The 20,057-nt window shown below is 56.9% G+C and carries 19 protein-coding genes; 9 read left to right on the plus strand and 10 right to left on the minus strand.

The genetic code is table 11. The features are described 5' to 3' along the window. Positions 1-2: 2 nt before the first annotated feature. Positions 3-1,025, minus strand: coding sequence for a phage portal protein (locus FEE99_RS22790; RefSeq protein WP_041477391.1), 1,023 nt, complete (start codon positions 1,023-1,025; stop codon positions 3-5). Between the two features lie 181 nt (positions 1,026-1,206). Here FEE99_RS22790 and FEE99_RS22795 point away from each other — a divergent pair, with 181 nt between their 5' ends. From FEE99_RS22795 to FEE99_RS22810, 4 genes are all read left to right on the plus strand, one after another. Then, positions 1,207-2,379, plus strand: a complete 1,173-nt coding sequence (locus FEE99_RS22795; protein WP_041477282.1) for a polymorphic toxin type 44 domain-containing protein — start codon at positions 1,207-1,209, stop codon at positions 2,377-2,379. Further along, on the plus strand, positions 2,366-2,785 hold the full coding sequence (locus FEE99_RS22800) for a hypothetical protein (protein WP_041477284.1): 420 nt from the start codon (positions 2,366-2,368) through the stop codon (positions 2,783-2,785). The genes FEE99_RS22795 and FEE99_RS22800 overlap by 14 nt, the downstream gene beginning before the upstream one ends. Before the next feature lie 434 nt (positions 2,786-3,219). Then, positions 3,220-4,230 carry a tRNA dihydrouridine(20/20a) synthase DusA gene (gene dusA / locus FEE99_RS22805; protein WP_081932395.1) on the plus strand — a complete coding sequence of 337 codons (1,011 nt, stop codon included), beginning with the start codon at positions 3,220-3,222 and terminating at the stop codon, positions 4,228-4,230. A gap of 75 nt (positions 4,231-4,305) precedes the next feature. Continuing rightward, complete coding sequence (locus FEE99_RS22810) at positions 4,306-4,677, plus strand: DUF2388 domain-containing protein (RefSeq protein WP_041477285.1); 372 nt, start codon at positions 4,306-4,308, stop codon at positions 4,675-4,677. Here the strand turns inward: FEE99_RS22810 and FEE99_RS22815 are convergent, their stop codons facing one another. Beyond that, positions 4,678-5,511, minus strand: a complete 834-nt coding sequence (locus FEE99_RS22815) for an undecaprenyl-diphosphate phosphatase (RefSeq protein WP_041477287.1) — start codon at positions 5,509-5,511, stop codon at positions 4,678-4,680. Positions 5,512-6,082: 571 nt separating this feature from the next. On the opposite strand from FEE99_RS22815, the gene FEE99_RS22820 reads away from it, so the two are divergent. The 3 genes from FEE99_RS22820 (at position 6,083) to FEE99_RS22830 (ending at position 9,545) form a co-directional block, all read left to right on the plus strand. Further along, a complete protein-coding gene (locus FEE99_RS22820; protein ID WP_041477288.1) occupies positions 6,083-6,823 on the plus strand; it encodes a winged helix-turn-helix domain-containing protein in 741 nt (246 codons plus the stop codon). Between the two features lie 277 nt (positions 6,824-7,100). Further along, entirely contained in the window at positions 7,101-7,760 is a 660-nt protein-coding gene (locus tag FEE99_RS22825) for a winged helix-turn-helix domain-containing protein (protein WP_041477289.1), read from the plus strand. 390 nt (positions 7,761-8,150) lie between these two features. Beyond that, positions 8,151-9,545 (plus strand): undecaprenyl-phosphate glucose phosphotransferase, encoded by a 1,395-nt coding sequence (locus tag FEE99_RS22830; protein ID WP_016775452.1) that lies wholly within the window; start codon positions 8,151-8,153, stop codon positions 9,543-9,545. A 188-nt stretch (positions 9,546-9,733) separates the two neighbouring features. Here the strand turns inward: FEE99_RS22830 and FEE99_RS22835 are convergent, their stop codons facing one another. The 6 genes from FEE99_RS22835 to galE form a co-directional block, all read right to left on the minus strand. Next, on the minus strand, positions 9,734-11,812 hold the full coding sequence (locus FEE99_RS22835) for a YjbH domain-containing protein (RefSeq protein ID WP_041477290.1): 2,079 nt from the start codon (positions 11,810-11,812) through the stop codon (positions 9,734-9,736). Continuing rightward, positions 11,809-12,570 carry a capsule biosynthesis GfcC family protein gene (locus FEE99_RS22840; protein WP_041477291.1) on the minus strand — a complete coding sequence of 254 codons (762 nt, stop codon included), beginning with the start codon at positions 12,568-12,570 and terminating at the stop codon, positions 11,809-11,811. The genes FEE99_RS22835 and FEE99_RS22840 overlap by 4 nt, the downstream gene beginning before the upstream one ends. Further along, entirely contained in the window at positions 12,567-13,232 is a 666-nt protein-coding gene (locus tag FEE99_RS22845; protein WP_041477292.1) for a YjbF family lipoprotein, read from the minus strand. The genes FEE99_RS22840 and FEE99_RS22845 overlap by 4 nt, the downstream gene beginning before the upstream one ends. A gap of 12 nt (positions 13,233-13,244) precedes the next feature. Then, positions 13,245-14,306: a polysaccharide biosynthesis/export family protein gene (locus FEE99_RS22850; protein ID WP_052269119.1), complete on the minus strand. Its 1,062-nt coding sequence runs from the start codon at positions 14,304-14,306 to the stop codon at positions 13,245-13,247. Positions 14,307-14,451: 145 nt separating this feature from the next. After that, a complete protein-coding gene (locus tag FEE99_RS22855; RefSeq protein ID WP_016775457.1) occupies positions 14,452-14,688 on the minus strand; it encodes a hypothetical protein in 237 nt (78 codons plus the stop codon). 230 nt (positions 14,689-14,918) lie between these two features. After that, the gene (galE, locus tag FEE99_RS22860; protein ID WP_016775458.1) at positions 14,919-15,935 is read right to left on the minus strand and encodes a UDP-glucose 4-epimerase GalE; all 1,017 of its coding nucleotides are present in this window, start codon (positions 15,933-15,935) and stop codon (positions 14,919-14,921) included. A gap of 387 nt (positions 15,936-16,322) precedes the next feature. On the opposite strand from galE, the gene galU reads away from it, so the two are divergent. Together galU and FEE99_RS22870 are read left to right on the plus strand one after the other, a co-directional pair. Beyond that, complete coding sequence (gene galU / locus FEE99_RS22865; RefSeq protein ID WP_041477294.1) at positions 16,323-17,156, plus strand: UTP--glucose-1-phosphate uridylyltransferase GalU; 834 nt, start codon at positions 16,323-16,325, stop codon at positions 17,154-17,156. A gap of 32 nt (positions 17,157-17,188) precedes the next feature. Then, complete coding sequence (locus FEE99_RS22870; RefSeq protein ID WP_041477296.1) at positions 17,189-17,599, plus strand: mannose-1-phosphate guanylyltransferase; 411 nt, start codon at positions 17,189-17,191, stop codon at positions 17,597-17,599. A gap of 95 nt (positions 17,600-17,694) precedes the next feature. On the opposite strand, the gene FEE99_RS22875 is transcribed toward FEE99_RS22870, so the two are convergent. Further along, positions 17,695-18,825, minus strand: a complete 1,131-nt coding sequence (locus FEE99_RS22875; RefSeq protein ID WP_041477299.1) for an SGNH/GDSL hydrolase family protein — start codon at positions 18,823-18,825, stop codon at positions 17,695-17,697. Between the two features lie 178 nt (positions 18,826-19,003). After that, positions 19,004-20,053, minus strand: coding sequence for an acyltransferase family protein (locus FEE99_RS22880; RefSeq protein WP_041477301.1), 1,050 nt, complete (start codon positions 20,051-20,053; stop codon positions 19,004-19,006). Positions 20,054-20,057: the final 4 nt, after the last annotated feature.

Consider the following 20,057-nt stretch of genomic DNA (forward strand, 5'->3'; position numbering starts at 1 on the left):
TACTATGCGGAAGTTTCGCTCCCTGCGGGGATATAATATGGTTTGAACTTGACAACTTCTTCACCCAACCATTCATTCAACTGCGACATACGCGTCTGAATCGGTTCCAGCTCATTGGCCGCATAGATCTGCGCTGCCTCTCTGATCGACCCAAATCCACCTGCGTTTTGCGGCACAATCCCCATCAACTGCGGCGGAATACGCAGGCTTGCCAACACGTCATCCCGTGTCTGATTCTTGATCGAGTTGAATTCATCCTTCGCTGCCACCTCGCTCACCGGGATCAGTTGGATCCCGTCCTTCTTGCCGGTCGGCGAGTACACGAACAAATTCCGAAAATTCCCAGGCCCTTTCGACTCCTTCAACGCTTTCCGCAACGCATCAATATCAGCCTCCGTCTGCGCCGCATCGGTCATGTACAGGATGAACCCGGCATGGCTGCCGTTCTCATAATACTTGCGCCGAAACAACGTCGCAGACTCGTTCAACAGCGCCGACTGCAACGCGCTGATCCATTCCGGCAGCCCATAAATCTCCTGGTGCAGATCCGCCTCGCGCAGATGAAAAATGCTGTCCGGCTCAAACGCATGTTCATCCTTCCATCCACGCACCTGATAGAACTGCCCATCCGGCCCCGCACGCATGTACTTGGCCAACGGCGTCTCCAACTTACGAACCCCACCCAACCGCGACCACCGCCCCTCAAGGTAGCCATTGCCCAGGCACAGGAAATCCAAAGCAAACTGCTCAAACGAAGCACGTGACATCAGCGGATGACTGATAAACGTCTTGCTCAACAGGTTGCGCTTGAACATCAACCCCGAATGCAGATGAACACTCGCCCCCACCGATCGGGCGAGCCCATCCAGCGAAAGCGGCGGCTCATACCACCGCCCGTTGAACCAGCACTCCAGATAGTCGAAAACCTCACGACCACCCAGCACCGGCGTCGGCTCGCCGAAGGAAAACACCTGCGTCCCGGCGCCGGTGACGGGTGTGGTCGCTGGCAACGTCTGGTTGGCCATTTGTTCGGTCATCAGTAAATCTCCATACGCCCGGTGTTGGCAATGGTCTGCCCCTCAAGCGGTTGGTGACCTCAATCTAGTTCCCTCCCTAGAGACCCTTTCGCCACTTTCCGTTAACCTTTCAGCACCCAGGCCAGTCCTGGCGTAAGTCAATGGACGATGGAAACAAGGATGATATTGGATGATTTCCTCTGCACGATTAGGCGACAAACACGTCTGCCCATTACCAGGTCACGGCACTACCCCGATCGCCTCCGCCAGCGGTGACGTAAACATCAATTTCATGGGCTCTGCTCGAGTCGGTGATACGTGTGGTTGCGGAGCGGTGATTACAACAGGCTTCCCATCTATTCAGGTCAACGGTCGCCCAATGGCCCACTTGGGCAGTCCGACCAGTCACGGCGGCACAGTCATAACCGGATCAGGTGACGTCGGTGGCGGCTTCGTGATGGGGGACGCTGGCGGTGCAACGATCATCAATTTCATGGCGCTCGGAGCCTTCCGCCCCGACGGATCCCTGGACGATGAGAAGATGGCAACGTTGCTGGCCGACCCGAAACTCACTGAAAAAGCCAAAGCAGCAAATGCTCTGGTTGAGCCAAAGTCCGCCGCAAAGCAGCCTGATAAAAAAACCGAAAAGAAACCCGAGCCAAAAGCCGCACCCGCTGCCTGTACAGACCCGGACATGATGGAGCAACTGGCGACTTACATCGCGGCCGAGATGAACACCAACATAAATAGCCCAGCCGTTCGCCAGATGAAGGAACTGAACAGCTACGACGCTCATGCAAAAACCAAGGAATACATGGCACTGCCCTTTTACCTTCAGCTCGGTCCCAAGCCAGACTTCTATAGCTTGGCGCTGGGAATGAAGGCAAAGGCTCTGGCTATCTGGACTGAGCGGGTTGGCCAGAATCGCCCATGGGACCACAAACCGATCATCCGCAGGACTATCGGGAGCGTTTGGCACAAGCAGGGAGAGTACGATTACTTCTACGACATTTGGTCGAACATTCATTACGGCTATGTGGGCAGGGCTGGCGGCCTATCCGAAAGTGCATTACTGGATGGTGCAGGTGGCGAGCAGATCGTTTCTGACGCTTTACGAAAAGCCCAGGAGGTCGTAACGAAACCAAAAGAACAGTGGGAGCTACCCGGCCCAAACCGTTCAGGCAATGTCGACGGTTTGAGAGCGTGGGACGATGCGCCCGACCGAATATCCATCAGTATCGGCGTGAAGCTCTATCGCCAACATCCCAATGGGGGCATTACCGCCAAAATGATCATGGATCAGGTGCTTGCAGTGCCCCCTAAAGAATGGGGAAAAGGAATAAAACTACATGAATGCAAATAAAACCAGACGCCGGTATGGGCGCTGGATCCTTCTGGCGCTCATTGCTCTTCCAATCGTTGTTTGGTACTTCGGCTCCCCCGTCGTAGCGGTCAATTTTTCCCCGAACAGTGAGGAAGAATTTCACTACGTTTGGAATACCCAGGACAGGATTCATAGAGGCGATATCAAGCATGGTGGCGCAGCCGTCGAGTTCGGCTACCTATTTCCTGATGACGATTTTTTCATGATGTTTGATTGGTGGACTGATAAAGGTTTTCAGAGGTGCATCGACATCAGCCCCAAATGGGGCCGAACCATTGATATCTATCTGGATGCAACAGGCAGGATCGATATTGCTAAAACCGGCCCGGACGTTATTGCTCGATTGAAACAATGCACTGGTGAACCTGACCCTTTCCGACCATGAGTTAGCCGTGAGCTCTCATGGAACAGCAAGTAGGCCACATCGATCGTCATAGATGGGGCGGCAGCGCCCCAATCTACTCCGAGAATGCCATTCAGTCTTTCCAGCGCAACCAAGACTGGACGTAAGTGCAGCCATTGATGCACTCGAATCCTGCGTTATCGCCCGCTTGAGCGCCCGCTCATCCAGCTCTGATTCGCGCTCGTGTAGTTCGTTTCCGGGGCGCAAATCTCGCTCTCTTGGTAGACTTGCACTCCATTCCGCCTGATGTGGTGCTGCGCGGTGTAACGCACAGCTCACATTCGCCAGTTTTCGAGTCCCGACAACTGCCATAACCGAAAGTGGTACGCATTGAGTTCGAATGGGTACATCGTACCCATCAGATCCCGAAAACCCTTGAAAACGCCCAAAACCACGCCGAAAACACATTGAGTAAAATGGTCCAGAATCAGAGCTTTAGCCCAGTAAAACCAACGCCTGAGCCGTCTCGCCGCTTCAGTGTGGCCCCGATGATGGATTGGACGGACCGCCACTGCCGGTACTTCCTGCGCATCCTGTCCAAGCACGCCCTGCTCTACACCGAAATGGTCACCACCGGCGCGCTGCTCAACGGCGATCACGAACGTTTCCTGCGTCACAACGAAGCCGAGCACCCGCTGGCGTTGCAGCTCGGTGGTAGTGTTCCGCTCGATCTCGCCGCCTGCGCGCGCATGGCCCAGGAACATGGCTACGACGAGGTGAACCTCAACGTCGGCTGCCCAAGCGATCGTGTGCAGAACAACATGATCGGCGCGTGCCTGATGGGGCATCCGCAGTTGGTGGCGGATTGTGTGAAGGCGATGCGTGATGCGGTGTCGATTCCGGTGACGGTGAAGCACCGGATCGGCATCAACGGGCGCGACAGTTATGCCGAGCTGTGCGATTTCGTCGGGACTGTGCGGGATGCCGGGTGCACGAGTTTTACCGTGCATGCGCGGATTGCGATTCTGGAGGGGTTGTCGCCGAAGGAGAATCGCGACATTCCGCCGTTGCGCTATGACGTCGCGGCGCAGCTGAAGGCGGATTTTCCGGAGCTGGAGATTGTGCTGAACGGCGGGATCAAGACCATGGAGGCCTGCCATGAGCATCTGCAGACGTTCGATGGCGTGATGTTGGGGCGTGAGGCTTATCACAATCCGTATTTACTGGCGGAGGTCGATCAGCAACTGTTCGGCAGTACCGCGCCGGTGATCAGTCGGGCTGAGGCGCTGGCGCAATTGCGGCCTTATATCGCCGAGCATTTGCTGGCCGGTGGTGCGATGCATCACATCACTCGGCATGTGCTGGGCCTGGGCACAGGGTTCCCCGGGGCGCGTAAATTCCGTCAGTTGTTGTCGGTGGATATTCACAAGGCCAAGGATCCGTTGGCGTTGCTGGATCAGGCGGCGGAGTTGCTTGAAGGGCGTTGATTGAAGTTTTGAATGTGCGGGCAATGCATGAGCGTTGCCCGGTGTTTTGTTGTACTGACAGGATGTCTTTTGTTTATGCCCGCGTTTACTTTTTCTGCTTTCAAGCGTTTCACCCTCCTCGCCTTGTTCAGCTTCACTTCCAACGTTTATGCGCACTGCGATGGCTTTTGCATGGGCCGTACGGATACGCCGTGGGAGGTGACGCAGTTTTCCGGCTTCACTTTAGTGTCTCTAATCCTCGCACCTATATCGTCTAGCCAAGAAACGACCGACAGTCACAAGCGTGTTTACTCCGCCGAGGAGCAAGAAGACGCGCGACTCTATCTGGCCAGCGACGGCATGCTGCAAGCCGCATATTTCACCTCGGCCTTGCAGCGCTTTCGCCAGGAGTCGTCGGATTCGACGTTAAACGATCTCGCGGTGGCGGCGTTGATCAGCGCGCAGTGATCAGGCGGCCGCTGCGGCGGTCCAGTTGACCCAGCCAAACAGCCAGGTTGCCAGAATCAACAAACCAAAACCGATCCGATACCAGGCGAACGCGGCATAGCTGTGGTTGGCGATAAATTTGAGCAGGCCACGCACGGCGATCATGGCGAAGATGAAGGCGGTGACGAAACCGAGGGCGAAGACTGGCAGGTCGTTGGGTTGGAACAGGTCGCGGTATTTGTAGCCGGAGTACACGGCAGCGCCTACCATGGTCGGCATGGCGAGGAAGAAAGAGAACTCAGTGGCGGCTTTGCGTGAAAGGCCGAAGAGCAGGCCGCCGATAATGGTCGAGCCGGAGCGCGAGGTGCCGGGAATCATCGCCAGGCACTGTACGAAACCGACCTTCAACGCGTGAGACCAGCGCATGTCGTCGACATGTTGGACGCTGACTACATGGCTGCGCTGTTCGGCCCATAACATGACGATGCCGCCGACAACCAGGGCGACGGCAACGGTGATCGGGTTGAACAGGTATTCATGAATCGCGTCGGCGAATAACACGCCGAGGATAACGGCCGGGAAAAACGCGATCAGCAGATTAAGGGTGAAACGTTGCGCGTTGCGCTCGGTGGGCAGGCCTTTGACGATTTCGAAGATCTTCGGACGAAACTCCCAGACCACCGCCAGAATGGCCCCCAGTTGAATAATGATGTTGAACGCCATGGCGCGTTCGCCGCCAAACTCGAGCAGGTCGGCGACAATAATCTGGTGGCCGGTACTCGAAATGGGCAAAAACTCGGTCAGGCCTTCAACCGCGCCTAATATCAATACCTGGAAAAGGGTCCAGAAATCCATTAATCCTCCGTCAGAGCACTCAGGGTGAGCGACCAGTCAATAACACTCAGGGGTTGAGTATCTGAGTTACACAATTGGCGCATATGAAGATCCAAAGATCGCAGCCTTCGGCAGCTCCTACATTTGGAATGCATTTCCATGTAGGAGCTGCCGAAGGCTGCGATCTTTTGATTTCGAAGAATAGGTCTAACGGACTGCCACGCTCAAGTCATGTTAGTAATCGTCGGCCGACGAACTAAACTGAAAAAATTTACATCTATTACTACAAATATTTCAGTTCAGATATGAAGTGTGATCAACTTCACACATTGTTGGCATGGCCAATCAATGGCAAAAGGACATAGACAACGCCATCGTCACAAGCTCAAAATAGTGGCACCATTGCATATAGCCATCACTTATCCATTAGTTCACAAGCCCGAGAAAATCAACTAAAAGCCTGAAAAGCTTAGTTATTGTTAGAAAACTCGGGAGGCACGTCTAAAATCCGCGCAAATGTTACCAATTGTCAGTCACAGATGAGAACCGGTGCTTTAACATCCCGATGTCAGCACCTAATTCGAGTCAACGCATGATGCTCTCAGGGAACTTGGCGACTAGAAGTCCGCGCCCGACAAATGATGAATCCGGTGTTCTTGCTCTGGGTCGTACACTGGGTGTGGCTGATCATTTCAGATCGCTGATCGCAAAGCACGTGCAGCCCGATATGATCCTGGAAACAGGTGCTTTCACTAGTTCGTATAAGCAGCACGGTTACATCGGTTCCTACCGCGCCATCTTCGTCATCATCGATAATCCACAAGCCATCGAAGAAAATCTGGCCTTGGTGCAGAACCTGCGCGATGACAACTTGAAGCCACTTATTTGCGCAATTGTCACCGGCCGCGGTGCCGTCAACAAGATCAAATATTTCCTCGCCGGGGCGGATGCCTGTATCAAGCTCAACACATTGAGCGATGACAGCGAAGACTTGCTCGCGGAGTTCTTCAACAGCGAAGACTGGCAACGAGATATCAATCTCACGCTTGATCCGACGCGGATCTGCCTGATGGACAGTCGGCGCAAACTGGATATCTCTTTCGCCGAGATGAAGATCCTCGAGGCCTTTGCGCACACCGGCAATCACATTCTGAGTCATGATGAAATCGCCAGCATCATGGGCCTCAACAGCAATTTCTACGACCCTCGAGCACTGGAAAAATCAATCAGTCGCTTGCGTGGAAAAATCAAGGACATGTATGGTACAAACGCGATTCAGAGCATCCGCGGCTACGGCTATCGCCTGATGCGGGGCCTGATATCGACTGCCTGAGTCTCGGGCAGTCTTCCCTTTTGCATACGTACGAAGGATCGTCTGATGCAGCCATATCGTTTCAATTGCGCCTCATACTTATTAAAACTCAAGCACTTGAATGAGCACGGCATCACGCCACATAACAATAAAACTCCATAACATAGCAGCAGATCGAGTGGAATTTATCGATGGCCATTTTCGGCCAGAACCCTGCCTACGATTACTTCCGAGGAAGTCATTGCTCGCCTGCCGATTTATCTTTTAGCCAATTTTGGTGTGTATTTAGGAGAGAGACATGGAAACGAGTACAACCCTCCCCAGAAAATATTTTGTTGTTGTGACGCACAGCACAACGTCGCAACGTGAACTGGAAAGCATCTTGTCCAGTGAGCGTTTCAATTCGTTTGGCACGTCGCAGGCACAAATGTTTGTTGAAGGTGTTGCTTCGCCCTCTTCCGCCCCGATGGTCATGGAGTTCAGTTACCCAAGCCTCAGCCGAAAGAATGTTGCGCGCAGTATCGAACATGATACTCAACGCATACTGGCCACTCTTGAAAATGAATGGCGAGCCGCACAAACAGACAATCCGTTTCAAAGCTTCCCGACCCGCAGTGCAGAACGCGCTCATATCTCCAATGTCAGCGAGAGCACTGAGCCTTGCAGCGATACCTGGCATCTCGACGATGAACAAGGCGTGTTGCTCAAGGACAATGTTGCGATCAGCCTGACTGGCCTGGAAACCGCTCTGGTGAGGAAAATGCTGAGCCATGAAGAGCGCGTGGTCAGTCGTGATGACCTGATCATCAGTATTGGCCGGGAACCGGAACAATACCGTGGCCTGGAAATGTGCCTGAGCCGGTTGCAGGACAAGTTCAAGAGTGCGAGTAATGGCGAGCGATTGTTCCGTGCCGTAAGAAATCGCGGATATTGCCTGATCCAGGAAGTCGTAGCGTAATCACCGGCGCCACTAAAACCGAGACAAACAGATATAAAGTGCGACTACAACAACAAGAAGAGCACTCTGTCTGGTTTTCCCTCCCTGATTCAATAAAAGCTTCCCTGCCTCCACCCTGCAACAGTAACAAATACCCCCTCGCCTTTTCATCCCCCGCTCTACGACCTTTTCTAACAGCCATCTATTTAATTATTAAAAAGTTGGCACTGTGCCATCTTGTTAGAACTCGTCAGACACCATTCCCGGCAATAACTTAGTCTATTGGCTGACGACAGTTCGGCTCTCGATGTTGTTACCTCAAGACACTCGCTAAAACAAAAACAATAAGTCTGCATAACAACTCGGCTTTCAACTGTTGAAACCTGAATGGACGTCTTTTGGGGATATCGTATGGATCTTTCTCTCAGTATTAATCGAAGCACGGGCCTCAAGGGACTGACCTTTTGGGGCCAATGGGCGCTGGCACAGGCTTTCGTTGTGACGCTGCTGTTCATCCTCGCTGAACAGCACACCGGCACCGTCGCGTTCTACTACCGAATGTGCGCCACCCTCGCCGTCCTGGCTTCGGTGCCGGCTTACACATTCAGCGGCGTTTATCGCAAACGCGACAACTACCTGACCGGCCTTGGCCGCCTGTTCATGGGTTGGTCGATGACCATGGCCGCGCTGGCGTGCATCGCGTTTGTCTGCCAGGCCGATGAGCTGTTTTCCCGTCAGGTGATTCTGAGCTGGGCGGTGTATGGCTTCCTCGGTCAGGCGTTCCTCTACGCGCCGCTGCATGCGTTTTCCAAGTACTACCAGCGTTCGCGTAAAAGCGAACACCGGACGTTGATCGTCGGTACTGGCGAATTGGCGTTGGGCCTGGCGAAAAAGCTCAGCCAACTGGAAAACCTGCCGCTGATTGGCTTGGTCAGCAACGGTGACAAACCGGTCCTCGCTTCCGACGCACCGCGTGTCGTTGGCGCTCAGGACGAGTTGCTTGAGCTGATCGAGGCCCACGACATCCGTCGTTTGTACATCACCCTGCCGCTGTGCGAAGCCGCGAAGATCGAAGCGATGTATGTCGATTTGCTCGGGGCCAACGTCGATGTGGTGTGGGTGCCGGACTTGAACAGCCTGACCCTGCTCAACCACTCGGTGAAAGTCGTGGACGGCCTGCCGGCGATCTACTTGAACGAAAGTCCGCTGACCAGCCGCCCGACCGCTGCTCTGAGCAAGAGTCTGGTTGAGAAAACCGTGGCGTTCCTGGCGATCATTGCGCTCAGTCCGCTGCTGTTGATCATCGCTCTGGCGGTGAAAATCAACTCGCCCGGCCCGGTGTTTTTCAAGCAGGACCGCCATGGTTGGAACGGCAAGGTGATCAAGGTCTGGAAATTCCGTTCGATGCGTGTCCACGATGACCGCGAAGTGAAACAGGCCAGCCGCAATGACTCGCGCATTACCGCAGTAGGCCGTTTTATCCGCCGCACTTCGCTGGACGAGTTGCCGCAGTTGTTCAACGTGTTGCAGGGGCACATGGCGCTGGTGGGGCCACGGCCGCATGCGGTGGCGCACAACAATTACTACTCGGGCAAGATCCTCGCTTACATGGCGCGTCACCGAATCAAACCGGGCATCACTGGCCTGGCACAGATCAGCGGCTGCCGGGGTGAGACCGACACCATCGACAAGATGCAGAAGCGTGTCGAGATCGACCTGCAGTACATCAACAGCTGGTCGTTGTGGCTGGATCTGAAGATCCTCGTGAAGACGCCGTTTACATTGTTGTCGAAGGATATTTACTGAGGCTCAGCGCTGCAGATCACAAGGGGACGAAAGTCCCCTTTTTTGTGGGCGGGATTTTGGTAACCAGTATCGACTACCGGCACAAACCTTGTAGGAGTGAGCCTGCTCGCGATGGCGGTGGGTCAGTCAATGACGATGTCGGCTGACACGAAGCTATCGCGAGCAGGCTCGCTCCCACAGACCAGCGCCTACTCGGTAATCTTCTCGAAGTTGCGATAGAACATGTCCCCTTCCCGGCTATCCGTCATCGAGTGCAGTTGATAGCTGCGGCTCAGTCTGGCGCCGCCATCTCGGGTCAGTGGTGCCCAGACCAGGTTGGCGCGGCGCATGGTCGACATGCTCATCATCTCGTCGAACGGGATCGACAGGTACAGGCCCTTGTCGAAACTACCTTCGCCATATTCGGCGCTGCTGGCCGTGGTGATGGTCGCCCAGGCACCGACGCGCACGCCATTGAAGAACTCACGCGAGATGTCCACGGTCGTGCCCCAATCGCCGGCCAGATAGCGACCGACACTGACCGCCGCCAGCGTGTCGAACGGCAGGTCGGTATAGCCGGTGATATGCCCGGTCACTACCGAGTAATCGCGCAAGGCAAAGCCCTGATCGAAATCACGCTGGCGCACCCAGTTCAGGTCCGCGCCCAGCGACCAGCGCTCGCCGGTCGGGCGGAACAACACTTCCGCGCCGACGCCGGCAAACATCGACTCCAGATAGCCGCCGTACACCATGCCGTAGAGATCCTTGTCCAACTGCTCGGCATGGCTGAGCTGAAACAACGGCATGGTCGTGTTTGACGTGGTCAGGTACTGGCGCAAATCCGTGCGCACGCGGGGCAAACCGCTCGGTGCGTCGTAGACGAATTTGTCGAAGTTGTTAACCAGGTTGGCGCTGAGCAAACCGCTCCACCAGGTGTTGCGGTTGAAGCGATATTCCGCGTCCGCATCGGCACTGAATTGATAGAGCAAACCATCCGGGCCGCCGACGTTCTGCTTGAAGCCCAGACCCACGCCATAGCTGAAATGCTGCGGCGCTTCGGTGTAGAGGGTTGTCTCGTTGTGCGGCATCGCCGGGTTGATTTCGGTAGTGCGGTGCAGCGCCTCCAAGGGCTCCTCGTTGTTGATCACTTCACGGAAGGTCTGGCGTGGCAGGCTGGTTTCTTCCAACGGCAAGTCATAGCGCTTGTTGACCACGGTGAACCAGTCGATGTCGTCGTTGACACTGTTGTCGAGAATCCGGCTCGCGCGGCCAACGGCTTTGGACGAATGGAAATACCGCTGCTGCTCGCCGTAGACGATCAGTTCGGAATCGCGCTGGCTGATGCGCTCGACCTTGTACCCGGCATTCTGCTGCAAACGCCGCGACACATCGGCCCAGTTGACCTGTTCCATCGAGGTCGTCGGCGCCTTCGCCGGCAGCGGTTCGGGGGTCGGATCGTAAGTCTTGGCCGGCGCTTTGCGGCTGACGAAATTGGTGTGAAAGGTCACGCCGAACATCGCCGTATTGCCCCGTTCCCAGGCAGCGCTCAGATCGATCGAATCGGTCACCTTGAACACCGCGCCAAGGTTGATCGGCGAGTCCTGTTTGATCTCGTTCTCCTTCGGCTCGTTCTTGTAGTCGTTGCCTTCGAATTCCAGCTTCAGGCTCAGCCGATCCCACGGCGTCTGGTAGCTCACGCCACCGAACAGTGAAGGCTTGCCGCGAAAGTACGAGCCGGAGTTGACGTCGCCGGTGCCTTCCAGCGCCGGGCGCGTATCGAAGCGATTGCTGACGTAGCCCAGCGGGTTGTCGAAGTCGCCGCGATTACCGATGTAGCCCCAGGCGATGCCGGCGCTGAAGTCGAAATTGTCGAAGCGCTTGTTGGCGACGAAGAATTCGCTGGAGAACAAACCGGTACCACCGATATCTCGAAAGCCCAGCGCCACTTCCGGCGCCCAGTGGCTTTCCTGCCACAGGCGCACTTTGGCGTCGACCGCCTTGTCCTTGTAGCTTTGGCTGCCGCTGAGGGCCTCCGAGCCGTAGGGCCGGTTGGTGATCGCGGTGTAGCGAAACGAACCTTCGAGCCAGTCCAGCGGTTGCAACGACACGCTGTAGCGGCTGTACGGGTCGGTGCGGTTGGCATTGACGCTCAGCTCGCCGGCCGGGGCCATGCGCGCCGTCGGTGTCTGCAACAGACCGGCGCCACCGAAGTCATTCTGGGTGATGCGCGGCTCGGCGTGAGCCAGACCGCAGGGCAATAACAACACAGCTGCAAAACGTAACTTCAACGAACCACCTCGGCCAGTTGCGTGGCAATGAATTCGGCCAACTGCTGATTCAATTCAGGAAGAGGCGGATCTAGATCATCATTTTTTATCGGCACCAGAATCCTGCTGCCGGCTACCGGAAACTGCCCGGACTCGCGATTCCAGTGCGCGATGCCGACGCGCCGCGACACGCCGTTGGGCTGGATCAGCCACAGGTAATCGGCCTCGGCATCGTCGAGAATCGAGCAGCCTTCGAGATATTCGCGGGCCTCCTGCAATGGCTGATAGGGCAAGTGGCATGGCTCGGTGACCGCGCCCAACACCTGCACTTCATCAACCCGTTTCGGATAGATCAGCCGATCGCCGTCATCCAGGCGAATGTTGCGCGCGAAGCCGACTTCCACCGCCACCGGATCAAGGTCAGCGATCTGCCGTCCGGTCACTGGCATTTGCCGGACTTCTTCAGCAACGCGCTGTGCCAGTGCCGCGCGGCTTGGCCGATCAAACAGGGTCGCCATGCGCTGCAGCACCTCGAGATCGAACAGCACACCAACCTTGAGCCGTGCCTGTTCCTCGACCAGCGACTGGCGCAACAAGCCGCCCGCCAGCCAATAGCCTTCGGCATTGGGCACGGCTTCGCTGATCACATCGAACAGGCGTCCACCCGGCGGCAATGCAATCGGCCCGGGATTGGCGACGTCGCCGGACACGATGACGGCGGCCTGACTCGCCCCAGCGATCAGCAAAAGGCCCGCTGCCAAAATGCTAAAGCGCTTCACGGCAGATGCCTGCGGTCAGGCGTCAATTGCACCAGTTTCACGCGCAGTTGCGAGGTCAGTTGTTGCTCGCTTTGCAGAATGAAACCGTCGCGCGGGTCGACCCAGTAACGGTTGGTTGCGCTGAGGCCGATGGCTGGGGCGTCGATCTGTTCATCGATGCGCAGCACCGAGTAAGCCTTGTCGAGAATCTCCAGGGTCTCGGTGGAACGGCGCGAAAAGCGGCTGTTGACGATCACGCCGACTTCCTGGCCCTTGTACAGATCGATCCAGCGCCGTGTGGTGAAACCGTCGGCGACGTGATGCAGACCGTGCTTGAACGGCGAGTCATCGGCCAGCCGCGTGCCATCCAGATCACCTTGCAGGCCTAGGCCGATGCTGCGCACGGCGAGGCCATCGCGCAGCAGCAACACTTGCTTGCCGGACGCGACCCAGAATTGCAGGTCTTCGCGCTCGCGCACCAGCGCCAGCACGCCTGAGCCGGATGGCGTGGTCAGTTTCAGTTGCGGGTAGTTGACCCCGGCGACTTCGGCTGCTGTCACATCAACCTCGTCGGGGCCGACGACGGCGGCCTTGAGGTTGTTCAGCGACGCGCTCATCAGAGGATTGCAGCCGCACAGCAACGAGGCCGCCATCAGGCAGACGCCCACTTTCAATAGGTTCACAGTCGGGCGGCCTTATTTGCTGTTGTTGCTGTATTCGCTCCAGTTCTTCGCTGCCGAAGCCCCGGTGCCGACAATCGACGCCGACGGCACCAACTGGCTGATGAAACGGTTCCAGCGAGTGACGTTGGCCGGGCCGACGTAGACCACATCCTGTGGCCGCACCTGGAAGTGCGAAGCCAGTGCCATGGCGGTCGGTGATTCGGCTTCGAGCTGATAGATCTTCGCCGGCTCGACGTCGAGATTTTCCACACCGCGAATGACATAGACCGCGTTGCCGTTGGAGCTGGTCTGACTCAGGCCACCGACCGAACCGAGCACGTCGGACAGGTTCATGGTTGCGGTCTTGAAGCTCAGCGCGCGCGGCTGGTTGACCTCGCCCATGACGTAGATGCGCTTGTTGTCGTTGTACGGCAGATACAGCTGATCGCCGCCCTTGAGGTAGACGTTCTGCAGTTCGGAATCCTGCTGATTGAGCGTGTCGAGATTGAGTGGATAGACCCGCCCGTTGCGCGTCAGCAGCAGGCCCGACAAGTCGGCGTTATTGGTGTCGATGCCAGCGGAACCGAGGGCTTCGACCACGCTCAACGGATTGGTCGAAATCGCTTGCGGGCCGGCCTTCGTCACGGCGCCGGTGACCACGACTTTCTGACTGGCGAAGCGCAACACCGCGACGTCGACCTGCGGCTCGGCGATGAATGCCGACAGGCGTTGTTCGATGTCCGCACGCAGTTGCTGGATGGTCCGGCCGGCGGCCTGGACTTCCTTGATGAACGGGTAATACAGCGTGCCATCGGAGCGCACCAGTCGGCCGTTGGCATCGATCTGTTGTTGCGCGCCGGAGGGGGCGGTGAGCTCCGGGTGATCCCAGACGGTGATGTACAAGACGTCGTTGTTGCCGATGCGATATTCCGCCGGCGTTACCAGCAGCTCCGCCGGCAGCGACTCACGCTTCTGCGTGGCGCGGTTCATGGCGATCAGCTTCGGGGTGATCGGAATCAGCTCGACCCGACTGCTTTCGCTGGCACCCTGGCGGGTGATATCGCTGGTGCTCAGGTACTGGCCGGGGGAAAACATGCAACCTTGCAAAGCGAGACTTGCCAACATTAAAAGATAAACACTACGAGTCATAATGGCACTACGCTATTCAAGGGCGAATCCAAAAAACAAAGTCACCCGACTTGCGTCGGGCGACTCTGTACTGCACTAACAAATGTTCCTGTTAGTTATGCGTGCCGGTTGTACCGGTGGTACCCGTCGTACCGGTGGTACCGCCGTTGGCACTGCCACCGCTGTTGGACGCCGCTACAGCACTGGCAACCATTGCAGTACTGGCCGCGGGCGCTTGCGAAGCCGCCACACTGCCACCTACATTGGTTACCGCTGTCAACGGCGCTTCAGCGGCGGCAGCCCAGTTGCTCAACATCGTCAACAGGGCAACTGCCATCACTTTTTTCATAACAACTCCTTTCTAACATTCGAACTGTTAAAAAACAGATCTGTGTCAGAGCTGGTAGCTTTCAAGTCCGCAAAGAGCGCGAACAAGATCCGCTGTTCTTTCACAGTCCTGTGCAACTGCTAAAGTCGAACGGCAGGTTTATATCTACGGATTTGCAAATGGCATTGCCAGTGTAATTTCCCGACGTTATCTAACAACCTGACTGAAACTAACATCGGACTAAATGGCCATCATCGCGAATAACCATTGGGATGATTCGATTGCCAGCGCCAAGTGTCGGCAACCATGTCCTGCAAGTTGCGCGTGGCTTTCCAGCCGAGCTCTTTCGCCGCTTTCGAAGCATCGGCAAAACTCTCGGCAATATCACCGGCGCGACGCGGCATCATCCGGTACGGCACCGGCCGCCCGCAGGCCTGTTCGAAGGCATGCAGCACTTGCAGCACGCTGTAGCCATCGCCGGTGCCGAGGTTCCAGGTGTGAATGCCGGTGCGCTCGCTGATCGACTGCAACGCTTTCAAATGCCCGTCCGCCAGATCGACGACATGAATGTAATCGCGCACGCCGGTGCCATCGGCGGTCGGGTAATCGTTACCGAAGATCGACAGTTCGCGCAGACTGCCGACCGCGACCTGGCTGATATACGGCACCAGATTGTTCGGGATGCCGTTGGGGTCTTCGCCCATGTGCCCGCTGGCGTGGGCGCCGATCGGATTGAAATAGCGCAGCAGCGCGATGCTCCAGCGCGGCTCGGCGAGGCTCAGGTCGCGCAGCACGTTCTCGACGATCAGCTTGGACTGGCCGTAGGGATTGGTCGGATTGCCCGTCGGAAAATCCTCGCGAATCGGCATCTCTTCAGGCTCGCCGTACACCGTCGCCGAGGAACTGAACACCAGCCGGAACACCCCCGCCGCTGCCATCGCCTGACACAGGGTGATGCTGCCGCCGACGTTGGTTTCGTAGTATTCGAGCGGCTTGCGCACACTCTCGCCCACGGCTTTGAGCCCGGCGAAATGCAGCACGGCGTCGATCTGATGCTCGCGGAAAATCCGGTCGAGCAGCGGCCGATCGCAAACATCGCCGCGAATCATCCATGCACTTTTGCCGCAAATGGCTTCAACGGCGTGAAGTGCTGCGTCGCTGCTGTTACAAAGATTATCCAGAACGACAACTTCATAACCTGCTTCAAGCAATGCAAGTGTGGTATGCGAGCCGATATAGCCGGCACCACCCGTTACCAGAATCTTCATAGCGCGGTCCGTCATTGAATAAATACCCGGTAGCGTGTCAAGCCATGCCTGGTGGATATGCGGAGCAATTCACACAAACAAGGCGACAACAACCTCAAACAAATTTAGTTCAACCACTGGCAATAATTATTTTTGCCGGTCAAACTGTTTGACGGGTACTTATTAGCACTCCATGGATACTTATCACTATCGACAGATACCGACTAAAAATAACTTATAACCAAGTAGTCGACATCTCATAACATTAGCGCTTTTTAACAGCGCAACTAATTGCCAGCAACAACCTGACTCGGGTATTAAAGTAAGCCTTCAATAATCATTGAAACTTGCCGCCACTTTCTGGTGCGCAACCGTCGCCTGTGTTCCATGACTGTCCAGGATACTTTTATGATTCGTAAATGTTTGTTCCCCGCTGCCGGCTACGGCACGCGTTTCTTGCCGGCGACCAAAGCCATGCCGAAAGAGATGCTGCCGATCGTCAACAAGCCGTTGATCGAATATGCCGTTGAAGAAGCACGGGACGCCGGCCTGCAACACATGGCCATCGTCACCGGCCGGGGCAAACGCGCGCTGGAAGACCACTTCGACATCAGCTACGAACTCGAGCATCAAATCCGTGGCACCGAGAAAGAGAAATTCCTCGCTGGCACCCGCGAGCTGATCGACACCTGCACCTTCTCCTACACCCGTCAGGTGGAAATGAAAGGCCTTGGGCATGCGATCCTCAGCGGCCGCCCGTTGATTGGCGACGAGCCATTTGCCGTGGTGCTGGCCGACGACCTGTGCCTGAACCTGGAAGGCGACGGCGTGCTGTCGCAGATGATCCAGCTGTACAGGAAATTTCGCTGCTCGATCGTCGCCATTCAGGAAGTCCCGGCCGACCAGACTCACAAGTACGGGGTGATTGCCGGTGAGCTGATTTCCGAGGGCATCTACCGGGTCAACAACATGGTGGAAAAACCGGCGCCGCAGGACGCGCCGTCGAACCTGGCGATTATCGGGCGCTACATTCTCACCCCGGACATCTTCGACCTGATCGCCGACACCGAACCGGGCAAGGGCGGCGAAATCCAGATCACCGACGCACTGATGAAACAGGCGCAAAACGGCTGCGTGCTGGCCTACAAATTCAAAGGCCTGCGCTTCGATTGCGGCGATGCCGAGGGTTATCTGCAGGCGACCAATTTCTGCTACGACAACGTGTACCTCAAGGGCCGCTGAGACGGCTTTTCTCTCCCCACAGGCAGGCAACCATGAACATTGCACAACATTCGACAGAGATTGAACGTGAGGTGGGCAACCTCGGGGTGATGAGCTGGTTGTCGCGCCATCAACCGCTGCCCAGCGCCAACGAAACCTGGCTGGGCACGATTCTGCTGGTGGAGCGGATCGGTGTGTTTCCTGCGTCCGGCGATATCCGCCGGCCGCTGCGTGATCCCTATCCGCTACTCGCGCATCTGAAGGCGTTGTATGGCGAACAGGCGCTGGAAATGGATGACCGCGATGGCCTGAAAGTGATCTTCAGCGACTGGCGCTTTCGCGTGCGCATCTGCTGCAACGACCCGGCGATCATCATCAACGTGGAAACCCGTTGTGATGCGCGGTTGATGCCGCGCAAGCTTGCGGAGTTACTCGAACAAGTCGACAGTTTCGCATCGGCATGATCAACCTGTAGGAGCTGACGAGTGAAACGAGGCTGCGATCTTTGCGGATCGCAATGAAGATCAAGAGATCGCAGCCTCGTTTCACTCGTCAGCTCCTACAACGGGGGTTTGTCGCAACGATCGTTGGCGCCCATGATCCAGCTATAAAAATAATCGGCAATCACCTTCCCGCCCGTGGCTGGCAACGGATGAATCTTGTCCGGGCCGATCATCGCGCTGGCGTAGCGTTTGACGTCGGGGCCGAATGCGCATTGCAGGTTGGCAAAACCGAGCTGCTGCTCACGCGCCCACGGTTCGAGTACCTGAGCGTAGGCCGACATCGGATAAGCGCTGGAGCGCGTGGTGTCCTGACGCATGATCAGGTTGATGCTCGCCGCTGGCTGGATCTCGCGGAGCATGCTCACCAGGCCCTGGACGTTTTGCAGATACTGCGCAGGTTTGACGCCGAAGCCCTGATCGTTGCCGCCGAGCATGATCAGGTAAACGTCGGCCGGGATCTTCGACACCACGGCTTTCCATTGCGTCTGCCACTGTCGATCGGCGTGATAGAAATCGGCCGATGCCGCGCCGGAGGCCGCCAGTTTCGACACTCGCACGCCCTGCTGATGGTTACCCAGCCACAGGCCGAACAGCGTCGGCGCGCCCTTCACCACTTCCAGTCTGAATGACCAGTCTGCGGCTGATGGAGCGCCCGCTAGCGCGATTTCCTGAACGCCTGAGCCTGCGAGTTTCAACGGTTGCCAGGCCTGCGCGGGCGACCAGCGATAGCGCAGCTCATCGGATTCGCCGTTGCCCAGATACAACAGTTTCGCCTGAGTGACCGTGGTATCGATGCGCGGCGAAGGGTTGGCATCGACTTGCAACCAGGCACCCGGCTTGCCGCTGATCGTGCGACTGTCCGGGCTGGCCTGGCCCAGGTCGGAAACCTTCCAGCCGCCGCCGAAGTATTTGTCGTTGCTGCGGGTGTATTTGAAGTGCGTGCCGCCCAGCGCCGCGCCGTGGTTGAAACCGACGTAACCGGGGCCGGCGAAACCCACCTCGGCAGCCACTCGCTGCACCAGTTTGTTCAGGTAGAAATCCTGCCCGGCGGTGTAACTGTCACCGATCACCGAAACCGCCAGCACCTTGCCGGCCTTGCCCTCGCGCCACTGCGCAAAGCGCTGGCGGGCATCGTCTACCGTGATTGCCGAGGTGGCGACTGGTTGAGGGGCGTCTACTGGCATCATTGAATATTTCCTTTGTCCGGGATGGCCCCTTCGCGAGCAGGCTCGCTCCCACAAGGATGGTGTGACTTGCACGAATCCACTGTAGGAGCTGACGAGTGCAACGAGGCTGCGATCTTTTGACCTTCGCAAGCCACGACAAAAGATCAAAAGATCGCAGCCTCGTTTCACTCGTCAGCTTTTACAGGGAGGATTGCGTCTGTACCACCGGGGTGATGGGCGCCAACGGTTTCCGCTTCGCCGCACGCTCGCCAAGGAACAGCACCGAAGTGAAATTGAACCGACTGAACACCATCGCCAACAGCACCGGCCCGAGCAATCCACAACTCAGACCACCGAGCACCAGCAAGCTCTCATCCTTCACGCCGAGGCGCCCGAGGACAAACCGCGAGGTCGCCGCGAACAAAACATGAAAAAGGAAAATCGCATAGGAATATCCACCGAGCCAGGTCAGCGCTTTCGAACGCATGTCACTCGACAGCAACGCAATGCAAGACACGCAACCCACCGTCAAACCAATCAGGCTGCGGCGATCAACAATCAGCTCTCGATCAATCGCCGCGACGTACAGCAGCGTCAGTGAAATCAGCACAAACAACAGCGGCCCGATCACTTTGAAACGCTGTTTCAAAACATCGACATTTTCCTGACCGATCATCCCTGCAACAAAAAACGGCAGCAGGTAAATCGCACCGTTGATACCGAACGCATCCAGCGGCAACGGCGGCAGCAGGAACAACACCGCCGCAAACGCAAACAAGCCATACAGCCGCGTTGCTGAACGCAGCAGGCCGCGCCATTCCAGCAAGCCGACGAAGATGAAAATGCTGAACACCGCCTGCAGGAACCAGAAGTGGTTGATCGGTATCCAGAACGACAACAACGCGTCGATCACGCCGACGTCCTTGTTCACCCCCGGACCCACCGCTTGCAGCACCGAGAACGGCACGCCGACGCAGAACAGCGGCAAGATCAGCCGCCGCACCTTGCCGGCGAAGAACGCGGAAAAGTCATTGCCGCGAATCTTGTAGATCGAATAGATGTAGCCGGAGATAAACGTGAACAGCGGCATGCGCACGTACACCATCGAGTCGGCGATGACCCGGAACGGCGAGCCGATGTCGATCTTCAAGCCGCCGCCCAGCGGGCCGATGACGTGATAGAGCACCAGCAGCAGGCACGCCAGGCCGCGCAGGGTTTCGATCTCCAGGGATTTTTTCTTGCTCGACATAGAG

Source organism: Pseudomonas sp. ef1, from assembly GCF_007293365.2.
GTDB lineage: Bacteria > Pseudomonadota > Gammaproteobacteria > Pseudomonadales > Pseudomonadaceae > Aquipseudomonas > Aquipseudomonas siliginis.